Genomic DNA, 12,160 nt, shown 5'->3' with positions numbered 1-12,160 from the left:
GGCAATTCGGGTTGGGCTCAGGCGCCGCGTGAATGATGCCAGAAAAAGCGTAGCGGGTGGGCGACGCCCGCCTGCGCGAGCGCATTACGGATGTCCTGTTCCAGGCGGTGCAGGTCCTGGATGCTGCCGGTCGCCGGCAGGGGATAGCAAAGATCCAGTTCCAACTGTTCTCCCTGATAGTGCAGGGTCACGGCCTGCGGCAGCGGCAGGCCGCGGTCGCGCAGGGTGGCGCGCAGGCGCGCCTCGATCTCGCTGCGCGGCGGCAGCAGTTCGCCGCCGGCCTCGTCGTCCTCGCTGTCGATGTGGATGGTGGCCTCGCCCAGGCCGGGCATGCCGGCCAGCAGGGCGCGGCGCACTCGCTCGGCGATCTGGTGGCCTTCCGACACGCTCAGGTAAGGCGCCACCTGGATGTGCACCTCGGCCAGCACCTGATGCCCCATGCGCCGGGTCTTCAGGAGGTGCAGGTCGGTGACGCCCTCCACGCCGTTGATGATCTCGCGGAGACGCTGCAGATCGGCCTGATCCAGGCCGCGGTCCACCAGCTCCTGCAGCGCCTCCCAGGCGGCCATCAGGCCGACGCGCACGATGATGACGCCCACCAGGATGGCCACCATGGCGTCCAGATAGGGAAAGCCCAGCAGGCTGCCGCCGATGCCGATGAAGACGATCACGCTGGAAATGGCATCGGAGCGGTGATCCCAGGCGTTGGCGCGCAGCGCGGGGGAGCGGGTGAGGCGCGCCACGCGGATGGTGTAGTGGTACATGGCCTCCTTGACCAGGACGCCGATGGCGGCGGCGATCAGCGTGTAGCTCTCCGGCGTGAGGATCTCGCCGCTGTAGAGCCGCTGCGCGTTGTGGAGGGCCACCCAGGCGCCGTTGATGGCCAGCGTGGTGCCGATGGCCAGCGCCGCCAGCGTCTCGAAGCGCTCGTGGCCGTAGGGGTGCTCCTCGTCGGGCGCCTGGCGGCTGAAATGCATGGCCAGCATCAGGCCGAAATCATTGAGCAGGTCCGACAGCGAATGGATCGCGTCCGCCACCAGGGCCTGCGAATGGCCGAGCAGCCCGACGATCAGTTTGACGAGCACCAGGAAGAAGTTGAACACGGCGCCGACGAAGGTGACGCGCATGTTGATCTGCCCGCGTTCCTCGCGGCTCAAGCTGTGGGTGTGGGCCATGAATTCTTCTGCAAGCGGACACGTCGGAGAGCGGCCATCATACCGCAATGTTCCCGACGTGGTCACGTCTGCGCGGAGGGATTGACCTGTCCCCGCAAGCCGGAAATCATAGGAATGCCGGGTGCCGCCGGCTGCCGATTTACCCGAGAGCGAGGGAAAAGAAATGACGACGCCTGACATTGCCGAGATTCTGGAGCGCGCCGCTGCGCGGGCGCAGGCTGCCGGCCGCCCTTATGCGGGCGATCTGACCCCGCAGGAGGCCTTTGCCCTGTGGAACGCCCTGCCGGGCTGCAAACTCATCGACGTGCGCACCCAGCCCGAGCTCGAGTTCGTCGGCTATGTGCCCAACAGCCTGCAGGTGATTTGGCAGCTCTACCCGGACATGCAGGTGAATCCCCGCTTCGCCGAGGAGGTGGCCAGCCAGGCCCGGCCCGAGGAGCATCTGCTCTTCCTGTGCCGCACCGGCGGCCGCTCGGCGGCTGCCGCCGCCTTCATGACCGAGCGCGGCTACCGCAACTGCTTCAACGTCCTGGAGGGCTTCGAAGGCCGGAAGGACGCCCAGGGCCACCGGGGGACGGTGGAGGGGTGGAAGGTGGCGGGCTTGCCTTGGATGAATAAGTGACGAAGGGGCAGCCTTTGTTGGGTGCGCAAGGAGCGGCTGCGGCCGCGAGCTGCTCCCCGGCGCCAGCGGAAGGTAAGGGCGGTGGCCTGGGCTGAGCGCCGCGAAGCCCAATGTTGTTGAGCCAAGAGGTGGGCTGGCGGCTGCAGCTGCTTGGATGCCGGGAGCGGCCCGACAGCCGGTTGCTTTTGCCGCTCGCTGCGCTCGTTTGCCGCGCCCGGGGTTTGCGCGCGGCAACACCGGCACGGCGCAAGCCCTCCGCCTGTCGCATCCGGCCGCAGGAGCGGGCTGGCTCGCGATCAACGGGAGCGGCCGCTCCCGTTGATCGCGAGCCAGCCCGCTCCTACACGTCCTCACCGGTGTCCGCTCAGCCTCCGGCGCCCGCCGGGCGAGGGGATGGTGTGGCAGGATCCCGGCAGCGGGTTGGTTCGTGCTGTCGCCGCCAGTCGTAGGAGCGAGATGGTTCGCGATTATTCGCTTATCGGCACGGCGGATCGCGAGCGAGTTCGCTCCTACAGTACAGGATCCCGGCCCGGCAGGCACGGCACCGCGCCCGTCCCGGCCTTTGACTCAGCCCCTCGCCCCCATCAAACCTGGCATTTCGGACAGAACAGCGCTCCCTTGCTGCCCCCTTCCAGGGTTTCCAGCGGGCCGCCGCAGATGGGGCACAGCTGATCGTCGTGGCGGTGGCGGGTGAGGAAGTTTTGGGGCAGGAGATTGGGCTTGGCTTGGCAGCGCACGGCGCGGTCCAGTACCTTGGGCAGGTTCTTGAGCAGGCGCTCCCGCTCCTGCGGGGTGAGCTCCGGCACCAGGCGGTCGGGCCGGATGCGGGACTGGAACAGAATTTCGTCGGCCCAGGTGGGGCCGATGCCGGCCACGAGGTTGTCCTGCATCAGGGCGGCGCGCACATGGGTGCGGCGGCGGCCCAGGGCGGGCGCGAGGTGCGTGGCTACCTCGCTATCCAGCAGGGGGTCGGGGCCCAGCTTGGTCAGGTAGTCCACGTCCGCCTCTTCGTCCAGGAGGCGGACGCGGGCGACCAGGTTGGGGGCGCTGAGCAGCAGCTGGAACCCTCCCTGGCAGCGCAGCAGGAGGGCATTGTGCTCGGGAAGGTCCAGGCGGCCGCGCTGCAGCTGCACGTCTACTTCGCCGGCCAGGTTGAGGCTGAGGATGCCTTGTTCCTCGAATTCCAGGAACAGGAAAGTGCCGTAGCGGGCCACGTCGGTGATGCGGCAGCCTTGCAGGCGGGCGAGGGCGGATGCCAGGGCTTCTTCCTGTTCGTTGCCGCGGCCACCCTTGAAGGCAATGTCCTCCAGGCGCTTGTTCAGGGCGGCGCTGCGCAGCTTCTCCGCGATCAGTTCGGTTTCGGGCAATTCGGGCATAGTTCAACCTGCATGATGACGTTGAGGACAAAAGGCAGGCCCGCGTACGGGAGCGCGCGGCATCCTGATGGATGCCGGTGCTGCAACCGTTCGCCGGTCTGCCTCACCTGTTCTGCGTCACAACGGCGGGCGTTGTGAACTGTAGAATTCGTGCGGCAAATGATGATCCGGTGCGTATCATTGCACGGACTACCCCCCCTGTGGCAACCTTTAAAACCTTTATTTTACCCTCACCGCATCCGTGCAGGTGTCCAAAGATGAGTTCAGTAGAGCGCGAACACGAAAAACCGTCCCACAACGCGATGGGTGACAGTGCGAACATGCCGCGGCACGAGGCCGCCGGGCGCGATTACCAGCCCGCCGAGCTGGAGGACGCCGTCCAGCGCCGCTGGGAGGAGCGCCAGCTGTTTCGCGCGGTCGAGGATGCGGATCGCGAGAAGTTCTACTGCCTGTCCATGTTCCCTTATCCCTCCGGGCAGCTGCACATGGGCCACGTGCGCAACTATTCCATCGGCGACGTGATCGCGCGCTACCAGCGCATGCGCGGCAAGAACGTGCTCCAGCCCATGGGCTGGGACGCCTTCGGCCTGCCCGCCGAGAATGCCGCTCTCAAGCACGGCGTGGCGCCGGCGGCGTGGACCTACAGCAACATCGAACACATGCGCGGCCAGCTCAAGCGCCTGGGCCTGTCCTACGACTGGTCGCGGGAGATCGCCACCTGCAAACCTGAATACTACCGCTGGGAGCAGTGGCTCTTCGTCCAGCTCTGGAAGAAGGGACTGGTCTATCAGAAGAAGTCGCCGGTCAACTGGGACCCGGTGGACCAGACGGTGCTGGCCAACGAGCAGGTGGTCGACGGCCGCGGCTGGCGTTCGGGCGCCCTGGTGGAGCGGCGCGAGATCACCCAGTGGTTCATGAAGATCACCGATTACGCCGAGGAGCTGCTGGATGACCTGGAGCGCCTGCAGGACGGCTGGCCCGAGCAGGTGATCACCATGCAGCGCAACTGGATCGGCCGCTCCGAGGGCGCCGAGGTGGTCTTCCCGCTGGCGGACGCTTCGGCGGCGGTCAAGGTCTTCACCACCCGTCCCGACACCCTCATGGGCGTGACCTATCTCGCCCTGGCGCCGGAACACCCGCTCGCCGCCCGGGCGGCCGAGCAGCGGCCTGATCTCGCGGCTTTCATCGAGCAGTGTCGCCATACGGCGGTGGCGGAAGCGGCGGTGGAGACCCAGGAAAAGCTCGGCATGGACACGGGACTCAAGGCCGTGCATCCGCTGACCGGCGCGGAGCTTCCGGTGTGGGTGGCCAACTTCGTGCTCATGGGCTACGGCGAGGGCGCGGTGATGAGCGTGCCCGCCCACGACCAGCGCGACTACGAGTTCGCCCGCAAGTACGATCTGCCCATCCGGGTGGTGATCCAGCCCGAGGGCGAGGCCGCGGATCCGGCGGCGCTGGTGGCCGAGCAGGCCTACACCGAGCCCGGCGTGCTGGTGGACTCCGGGTCCTTCAGCGGCCTGCCCTCGCCCGAGGGCAGGCGCGCCATCACCGAGGCCCTGGAGCGCGGCGGCAAGGGCCGCAAGACGGTGAACTACCGCCTGCGCGACTGGGGCATCTCGCGCCAGCGCTACTGGGGCACGCCGATTCCCATGATCCATTGCGAGCACTGCGGCGTGGTGCCGGTGCCGGAAGCCGATCTGCCGGTGACGCTGCCCGAGGACGTGGTCCTGAACGGTCCGCGTTCGCCGCTGCACGACGACCCGGCCTTCTACCGGGTGGACTGCCCGCAGTGCGGCGGCCCGGCCCGGCGCGAGACGGACACCATGGACACCTTCGTGGAGAGCTCCTGGTATTACGCCCGCTACGCCTGCCCGGACCAGCACGAAAAGATGCTGGATGAGCGCGCGCACTACTGGCTGCCGGTGGACCAGTACGTGGGCGGCGTGGAGCACGCGGTGCTGCACCTCCTCTACGCGCGTTTTTTCAACAAGCTCCTGCGCGACGTGGGTCTGCTGCCCGCCGAGCCGCGCTTCGACGAGCCCTTCGCGCGCCTCTTGACCCAGGGCATGGTGCTCAAGGACGGCGCCAAGATGAGCAAGTCCAAGGGCAATACGGTGGACCCGCAGGCGCTGATCGATCGCTACGGCGCGGACACGGCGCGGCTCTTCATCCTCTTCGCCGCGCCGCCGGAGCAGTCGCTGGAGTGGTCCGACGAGGCCGTCGAAGGCGCGCACCGCTTCCTGAAGCGGGTCTGGCGCCTGGTGCACGACTATGGCGGGCCCATCCCGCCGTTGCCGGCCGAGCTGTCGCCCGCCGCCGCCGACCTGCGCCGCGTGGTGCACCAGACCATCCAGCGGGTCACGGCCAACGTGGAGCGCTACCACTTCAATCCGGCCATCGCCGGCATCATGGAGCTGTCCAACGCCCTTGGCCGCGAGGTGGCGGCGCGGGAGGCGGACATGCGGGCGGTGGTGGGCGAGGGACTGCGGGTGCTGGTGCACCTGCTGGCGCCCTTCACCCCGCACATCTGCGAGCGGCTGTGGGCGGTGCTGGGGCAGGACACGGAGCTCAATTTCGCGCCTTGGCCTGAGGCCGATGCCGCGGCGCTGGAGCAGAGTACCCTGACCCTGGTGGTGCAGGTGAACGGCAAGCTGCGCGACCGCATCGCCGTGCCCGCCGACGCCAGCCAGGCGCAGGTGCGGGAACTGGCCCTGGCCAGCCCGGCGGTGCAGCGCTTCCTGGAAGGCGGCGAGGTGAAGAAGGTGATCGTGGTGCCGGGGAAGCTCGTCAACATCGTGGGCGGCAAGTAACGGGTGGCAGCGGACCAAACGTGGAGATCCCAAGGACAGGATGCATCGTGAGTTACTCGTTTAAGGCAGCGAAATTCAGCCGCGCTTTGCTCTTCGTCGCGGTGTTGCTCGTCCCGCTCGGCGGCTGCGGCTTCCACTTGCGCGGCGCCGAGCCGCTGCCGGCGGCCTTGGCAGGGGTGCGCCTGCAGCCGGCCGGACAGAACGACGAGGCCCTGGTGCGCGCCCTGCGCCAGCGCCTGATGATGGCCTCCCAGTCGGTGGAGACGGCGCCCAACGCGCCGGTGCTGGTGGTCAGCGGCACCAACATCGAGCAGCGGGTGGCCAGCATCGATCAGCAAGGCGTGGCGCGCGAGTTCCTGCTCATCCTGCATACCCGCTACCGGCTGCGCGCGGCCTCGGGCGAGGACCTGCTGCCGGAGCAATCCATCGAAATCCAGCGCGACTACACCTATACCAGCACCAACGTCCTGGCCACCGATATCCAGGCCCAGTCCCTGCGCGACGAGCTGCTGCGCGACGGCGCCGAGCAGATCCTGCGCGCGCTCAGCTACTACAAAGGCAGCGCGCAGCCGGCGGCGCGCGGCGGGCAGTGAGACGCCGTCCGGTGCTGGCCGGCCCCGCCCGCCGCGTAGTATCCATCCTGGCCGCCCTCCCTCAGCCATGCGTCTGAAGCCGGAGCAGTTCGCCACCCACCTGCAGGGCTCCCTGGCCCCCCTCTATGGCCTCTTCAGCAGCGAGCCGCTGCTGCTGATCGAGGCGGAGCAGGCCGTGCGCGGGGCCGCGGCGCGGGCGGGCTTTGCCCAGACCGAGGTTTGGACCGTGGAGCCGGGTTTCGACTTCCGGCGCCTGGAGGAGGCGCAGCACAGCCTGTCCCTCTTTGCCGAGCGGCGGCTGCTGATCCTGCGTCTGGGCGCGGGCAAGCCCGGGGATGTGGGCGGCAAGCTGCTGCAGGCCTGGGCGGCGCAGCCGCCCGCGGAAGTCCTCCTGCTGGTCACCGGCGAACGGCCCGATGCCGCCGCCCAGAAGGCCGGCTGGTTCAAGGCCCTGGAAAGCGCCGGCGCGGTGGTGCTGTTCTACCCGCCGGAGCCGCGCCAGTGGCCCCAATGGGTGGCCGGGCGCCTGCGCCAGGCGGGCCTGCGTGCCAGCGCCGAGGCCCAGGCCCTGCTCGCGGAGCGCACCGAAGGCAATCTGCTGGCCTGCGTGCAGGCCATCGACCAATTGCGGTTGCTGTCCGCGGGCGCGGAAGTCGCCCCGGCGGACGTGCTGGCCGTGATCGGCGACAGCGCCCGCTACAGCGTCTTCGACCTGGCCGACGCCGCCTTGCGCGGCGAGGCGCGCCAAGCCCTGCATATTCTGGACCATCTGCGCCTTGAGGGCATCGAGCCTATACTGGTATTGTGGGCCTTGACCCGCGACCTGCGCCTGCTGATCGCCCTGCAGGGGCGTCGCACCGATCCGGCGGCGCTGTGGCGCGAACACAAGATCTTCGGTCCGCGCCAGGAGTTGTTGCAGCGGGTCGCCCGCAGCCGCCGCAGCGAGGACCTGATCCCGGCCCTGCGCCTGTGCGCCCGCCTCGACGAGGCGCTGAAGGGGCGGGCGGCCCTGCCGGTCTGGCCGACCCTGGCGGAGGTGGCCCTGAGACTGGCCGGACAGCATGGATTGGTGAGACGTGAGACGTGAGACGAGGCCGCCGACTGTTTTTCACGCCTCACGTTTCACGAGTCACGTCTCACCGCGAAGAGGAGTTCGTAAAGATGGAAAAGCACACTCCTGTTGAGACCCAGGTCCGCGGCCTGGCCGAGCGCGCCCGCGCCGCCGCCCGCGTCCTGCAACAGGCCGACACCCGCGCCAAGAACGAGGCCCTGCTGGGCATGGCCGAGTTCATCGTGCGCGACAGCGAGGAAATCCAGAAGGCCAACCGCAAGGATCTGCGCAATGCCGAGGCGGCGGGCCTGGATGCGGCCAGCCTGGACCGGCTCACCCTGAGCGAGCCGCGCCTGCAGGCCATGGCCGAGGGGCTGCGCGAAATCGCCGCCCTGCCCGATCCAGTGGGCGAGATCGCCGATCTCAAGTTCCGTCCGAGCGGCATCCAGGTGGGCAAGATGCGCATGCCCATCGGTGTGATCGGCATGATCTACGAGTCGCGTCCCAACGTCACCGCCGATGCCGCCGGACTGTGCCTGAAGTCGGGCAATGCGGTGATCCTGCGCGGCGGCTCCGAGGCCTTTCACAGCAATCAGGCCATCGCCGAGCGCCTGCGCGCCGCCCTCGGCCGCGCCCGCCTGCCCCTGGACGCCATCCAGGTGCTGGATACGCCGGACCGCGCCGCGGTGGGGGCGATGATCCGCATGCGGGGGCTCATCGACATCATCATCCCGCGCGGCGGCAAGAGCCTCATCGAGCGCATCAGCGCCGAGGCCACCGTGCCGGTGATCAAGCACCTGCACGGCAACTGCCACGTCTACGTGGACGAGTTCGCCAACCTGGACAAGGCCGTGAGGATCGTGGTCAACGCCAAGGTCCAGCGCCTGGGCACCTGCAACACCGCCGAAAGCCTGCTGGTGCACCAGGCGGTGGCCGGCGACATGCTGCCGCCCATCGCCGCCGCCCTGCGCGAGAAGGGCATCGAGTTGCGCGGCTGTCCGGAGACTCTGAAGCTTCTGCCAGACCTTGCCGTCGCCACGGAGGAGGACTATTACACCGAGTATCTGGGCCCCATCATCTCCGTCAAGGTGGTGGACAGCCTGGACGCGGCCATGGACCACATCGCCCAGTACGGCTCCGGCCACAGCGAGGCCATCGTGACCGAGGATTACAGCCACGCCCGCCGCTTCCTGCGCGAGGTGGATTCCAGTTCGGTCATGGTCAACGCCTCCACCCGCTTCGCCGACGGCTTCGAATACGGGCTCGGCGCGGAGATCGGCATCTCCACCGACAAGCTGCACGTGCGCGGCCCGGTGGGCCTGGAGGGACTGACCACGCAGAAGTGGATCGTGCTGGGCGACGGGCATGTGCGGCAGTGAGCCGCGCAAGCATGCAAGGTGAAGCGTGAAGCGTGATACGACACGGCGGGGGATCGCCATCCTTGGCGGGACCTTCGATCCGATCCATTTCGGCCACCTGCGGCCGGCGGAGGAAGTGCGCCAGGCACTGGGCATCGAGCAGGTGCTGCTGGTACCCGCCGGCCAGCCGCCACACCGCCGCCAGCCCCACGCCGACGCCGCGCACCGGTTGGCCATGACGCAGCTGGCGGCGGCGCCGCACCCGGTTTTCACGGTGCTGGACTGGGAGGTGCGCAAGGTCAGCCCCAGCTATGCCGTCGAGACCCTGGCGCGGCTGCGGGCCGAGTACGGCGACACGCCGCTGTGCTTCATCCTGGGCACCGACGCCTTCCTGCGCTTCGATACCTGGCACCGCTGGCGCGAGATTCTCGATCTGGTGCACCTGGTGGTCACCTGCCGGCCCGGCTGGAACAACCCGGAGCTGCCGGAAGTGCTGAAGCTCGAGGTGCAGGCGCGCCAGATGGAGACGCCGGCGGCCCTGCTGGCGCGGCCGGCGGGCGGCATCCTGTTCCAGACGGTGACCGCCCTGTCGATTTCGGCCACCCAGATCCGCGACCTGGTGGCCCAGGGCGCCAGCCCGCGCTTTCTGCTGCCGGACGCGGTGCTGGCCTACATCGGGCAGCATGATTTGTATCGCCGCGAGTGCGGCTCGCTGCCAGGTGACGCGTGATTCGTGAAACGTGAAAAGAGGCAAATCGCCCGCTTTTCACCAATCACGTTTCACGAATCACGTCTCACCCCAACAAAGGAGCCAATGGATACGTGCTAAACGCCGAAGAGTTGAAGCAAGTGGTCGTCGATGCCCTGGAGGATCGCAAGGGCGTGGACATCAAGGTGCTGGACGTGCGCGGCCAGACGGATATCACTGATTATCTGGTCATCGCCACCGGGACTTCCGATCGCCACGTGCGTTCGCTGGCTGACAGCGTGGTCGAAAAGGCCAAGGAGCGTGGGGTGCGGCCCTTGGGCGAGGAGGGGCAGGAGACCGGCGAGTGGGTGCTGGTGGACCTGGGCGACGTGGTGGCCCACGTGATGCGCGCCGAGACCCGCGACTACTACAACCTGGAGAAGCTCTGGTCCACCGTGGGCGCCAGCCGCGGCGCCTCCTGAACCGCGCGTCCTCGTGAAGCTGCACGTGCTGGCCATCGGCCAGAAGATGCCGGCCTGGGTGGAGGCGGCCGTGGCCGAGTACAGCGCGCGCATGCCGGCCCACTGCGTCCTGCAGTTCACCGGTTTGCCGGCCGGCAAGCGCGGTAAGGGCGCCGACCTGGCGCGCATCACCCGCGAGGAGGGTGCCCGTCTGCAGGCCGCCACGCCCAAGCAGGCCTATGTCGTGGCGCTGGACGTGCGCGGTCAGGTCGTCTCCACCGAAGTCCTGGCGGAGCGCCTCCAAGGCTGGCTGGCCGAGGGCCGCGATGTGGCACTGTGGGTGGGCGGCCCCGAGGGCCTGAGCGAAGCATGCCTGGCCCAGGCCCACTGGCGCTGGTCCCTGTCGCCCCTCACTTTCGCCCATCCGGTGGTGCGCGTGATCCTGGCGGAGCAGTTGTACCGCGCCTGGAGCGTGGTGGCCGGCCTGCCTTATCATCGGGGGAACGAATAGCATGCATGCCGGTGTCGGGCAGGCGCCACGCACCGACCAGCTGCAGCACCTGGATCAAAGCAATTTTCATCGAGTGGTACGAGCATGACGGCAAGCCCATTTCATCGTTTCATCCTGGCCGGTTGCATCCTGAGCCTGGCCGCTTGCGCCAGCACCGGCGGCGACCAAGCCATGCAGCAACTGGACCTGCAGAGCGCGCGCGCCAAGGTGCTGGCCATCGGCGTGGAAAAGCCGGCCGATGCCGCTGCCGCCAGCAGCGATCCCCTGGACGAAGAGGCCCGGCGCGCCCTGCAGGCCGCCCGCCGCGCCCTGGAGAGCGGGCGCCAGGCGCTGGCGGCCAAGGATTACCGGACGGCCCAGCGCGAGGCGGAGCGGGCGCGCGTCCAGCTCGATCTGCTGGAGGCCGACCTGCGCGCCAAGCCCAACCGGGACAAGCAGCATAGCCTGGAACAGGAAATCGCCGGACTGGAGCAGCAGCTCGCGGAAATGCGGCAGTCCGTGACCCAGCTGGAATCCACACTGCGTGAGCTGAACTGAAGAAAGCGCCATGTCCAAGTCCATTTTCATGTCCGTTGTATTGGCCGGCATGCTGCTCGGCGCCGGCGCGGCCGCCCGGGCGGCCAATCCGGAACTGCAGACCTTCCAGCAGCGCCTGTCCGCGCTGAGCCAAGGCCAGGCGGCGCAGGCGGCGCCGCAAGCCCTGGCCGAAGCGCGGGCCGCCCTGGAGGCCATGAGCAAGGCAGCGCCGGGCTCGCCGGAATACGCCTTGCAGAAAGACCGCTTCGAGAGCAAGTCCCGCGAGGCGGAGCTGCTCGCCCAGGCGGCCGAAGACGCCGGGCGCGTGCAGGCGCTGACCCAGCGCCGGGACGCGCTGCTCGGCGAACTGCAGCAGCTGCAGGCGCGGCGGGCCGAGCTGCAGGACCGCATCGCCCGCCGTCGTCAGGAGATGGCGCAGCGGCTGGAGCTGAACGAGGAAATCGAGCGCCAGCGCCGGGCGCGGCTGGAGGCGGAGTCCCGCCTCGCGCAGCTGGCGCTGGAGAAGCAGCGCATGGAGGCGGGCCTCAACGCCCTGCTGAGCCGCGCGGCCCAAGTGCAGGACGACAGCGAGGGCAAGCACCTGCGGCTCGACGGCGCGGCGCTCTTCCGCGGCCAGCAGATGACGGCGGCGGGACAGCGGCAGGTGCAGAGCCTGGTGGCGCTGGTGCGGGCATTGCCCGACCGCCGCTATACGGTGCGGGTAGCACCGGAGCAGCCGGGAACGGAAGCCGTGGCCGAAGCGCGGGCGCAAGCCCTGGCCCAGGCGTTGATCAAGTACGGCCTGCCGGCCGAAGTCGTGGACAGCGCCGTCGAGGCCGGCCTGCCGGCCGGGCAGGTGGAAGTGCTGATGCGCAGCGCTCCGGGGGCGGGTGGGACGTGAGACGTGAATGGTGAAACGTGAAACGGCTTGCGCGGCGGCGCGGGCCGCGCCACACTCGCGCACGAATCACGAATCACGAATCACGAATCACGAATCAC

The 12,160-nt window shown here is 68.7% G+C and carries 12 protein-coding genes; 10 read left to right on the top strand and 2 right to left on the bottom strand.

Annotated features, from left to right (window positions below; translation table 11 throughout):
• Positions 1-17: 17 nt before the first annotated feature.
• A complete protein-coding gene (locus G579_RS16085) occupies positions 18-1,175 on the bottom strand; it encodes a cation diffusion facilitator family transporter (protein WP_051180946.1) in 1,158 nt (385 codons plus the stop codon).
• Positions 1,176-1,338: 163 nt separating this feature from the next.
• On the opposite strand from G579_RS16085, the gene G579_RS0105890 reads away from it, so the two are divergent.
• Positions 1,339-1,797: a rhodanese-like domain-containing protein gene (locus tag G579_RS0105890; protein ID WP_028989446.1), complete on the top strand. Its 459-nt coding sequence runs from the start codon at positions 1,339-1,341 to the stop codon at positions 1,795-1,797.
• Between the two features lie 584 nt (positions 1,798-2,381).
• Here the strand turns inward: G579_RS0105890 and G579_RS0105885 are convergent.
• Positions 2,382-3,173: a DNA-formamidopyrimidine glycosylase family protein gene (locus tag G579_RS0105885; RefSeq protein WP_028989445.1), complete on the bottom strand. Its 792-nt coding sequence runs from the start codon at positions 3,171-3,173 to the stop codon at positions 2,382-2,384.
• A 257-nt stretch (positions 3,174-3,430) separates the two neighbouring features.
• On the opposite strand from G579_RS0105885, the gene leuS reads away from it, so the two are divergent.
• The 9 genes from leuS (at position 3,431) to G579_RS0105840 (ending at position 12,062) form a co-directional block, all read left to right on the top strand.
• Positions 3,431-5,983, top strand: a complete 2,553-nt coding sequence (leuS, locus tag G579_RS0105880) for a leucine--tRNA ligase (protein ID WP_230973805.1) — start codon at positions 3,431-3,433, stop codon at positions 5,981-5,983.
• 47 nt (positions 5,984-6,030) lie between these two features.
• Positions 6,031-6,576 carry an LPS-assembly lipoprotein LptE gene (locus tag G579_RS0105875; protein ID WP_162142975.1) on the top strand — a complete coding sequence of 182 codons (546 nt, stop codon included), beginning with the start codon at positions 6,031-6,033 and terminating at the stop codon, positions 6,574-6,576.
• 67 nt (positions 6,577-6,643) lie between these two features.
• The gene (holA, locus tag G579_RS0105870) at positions 6,644-7,663 is read left to right on the top strand and encodes a DNA polymerase III subunit delta (RefSeq protein WP_028989442.1); all 1,020 of its coding nucleotides are present in this window, start codon (positions 6,644-6,646) and stop codon (positions 7,661-7,663) included.
• A 74-nt stretch (positions 7,664-7,737) separates the two neighbouring features.
• Positions 7,738-9,006 (top strand): glutamate-5-semialdehyde dehydrogenase, encoded by a 1,269-nt coding sequence (locus tag G579_RS0105865; RefSeq protein WP_028989441.1) that lies wholly within the window; start codon positions 7,738-7,740, stop codon positions 9,004-9,006.
• Between the two features lie 25 nt (positions 9,007-9,031).
• Positions 9,032-9,715 carry a nicotinate-nucleotide adenylyltransferase gene (gene nadD / locus G579_RS0105860; protein ID WP_038018436.1) on the top strand — a complete coding sequence of 228 codons (684 nt, stop codon included), beginning with the start codon at positions 9,032-9,034 and terminating at the stop codon, positions 9,713-9,715.
• Positions 9,716-9,807: 92 nt separating this feature from the next.
• Entirely contained in the window at positions 9,808-10,155 is a 348-nt protein-coding gene (gene rsfS, locus G579_RS0105855) for a ribosome silencing factor (RefSeq protein WP_038018433.1), read from the top strand.
• Positions 10,156-10,168: 13 nt separating this feature from the next.
• The gene (gene rlmH, locus G579_RS0105850; protein ID WP_028989438.1) at positions 10,169-10,645 is read left to right on the top strand and encodes a 23S rRNA (pseudouridine(1915)-N(3))-methyltransferase RlmH; all 477 of its coding nucleotides are present in this window, start codon (positions 10,169-10,171) and stop codon (positions 10,643-10,645) included.
• A gap of 84 nt (positions 10,646-10,729) precedes the next feature.
• Entirely contained in the window at positions 10,730-11,182 is a 453-nt protein-coding gene (locus tag G579_RS0105845) for a hypothetical protein (RefSeq protein WP_028989437.1), read from the top strand.
• Positions 11,183-11,192: 10 nt separating this feature from the next.
• Positions 11,193-12,062: a hypothetical protein gene (locus G579_RS0105840; RefSeq protein WP_028989436.1), complete on the top strand. Its 870-nt coding sequence runs from the start codon at positions 11,193-11,195 to the stop codon at positions 12,060-12,062.
• Positions 12,063-12,160 lie beyond the last annotated feature (98 nt).

Origin of the sequence: Thermithiobacillus tepidarius DSM 3134 (genome assembly GCF_000423825.1) — a bacterium.
Lineage (GTDB): Bacteria > Pseudomonadota > Gammaproteobacteria > Acidithiobacillales > Thermithiobacillaceae > Thermithiobacillus > Thermithiobacillus tepidarius.
Note: the sequence above shows the minus strand (reverse complement) of the source record. Positions and strands in the feature narration are given on the sequence as shown.

Coding starts and splice junctions, on each gene's coding strand:
- G579_RS16085 (WP_051180946.1), bottom strand. CDS start 1,175: ATGGCCCACACCCACAGCTTGAGCCGCGAGGAACGCGGGCAGATCAAC.
- G579_RS0105890 (WP_028989446.1), top strand. CDS start 1,339: ATGACGACGCCTGACATTGCCGAGATTCTGGAGCGCGCCGCTGCGCGG.
- G579_RS0105885 (WP_028989445.1), bottom strand. CDS start 3,173: ATGCCCGAATTGCCCGAAACCGAACTGATCGCGGAGAAGCTGCGCAGC.
- leuS (WP_230973805.1), top strand. CDS start 3,431: ATGAGTTCAGTAGAGCGCGAACACGAAAAACCGTCCCACAACGCGATG.
- holA (WP_028989442.1), top strand. CDS start 6,644: ATGCGTCTGAAGCCGGAGCAGTTCGCCACCCACCTGCAGGGCTCCCTG.
- G579_RS0105865 (WP_028989441.1), top strand. CDS start 7,738: ATGGAAAAGCACACTCCTGTTGAGACCCAGGTCCGCGGCCTGGCCGAG.
- G579_RS0105845 (WP_028989437.1), top strand. CDS start 10,730: ATGACGGCAAGCCCATTTCATCGTTTCATCCTGGCCGGTTGCATCCTG.
- G579_RS0105840 (WP_028989436.1), top strand. CDS start 11,193: ATGTCCAAGTCCATTTTCATGTCCGTTGTATTGGCCGGCATGCTGCTC.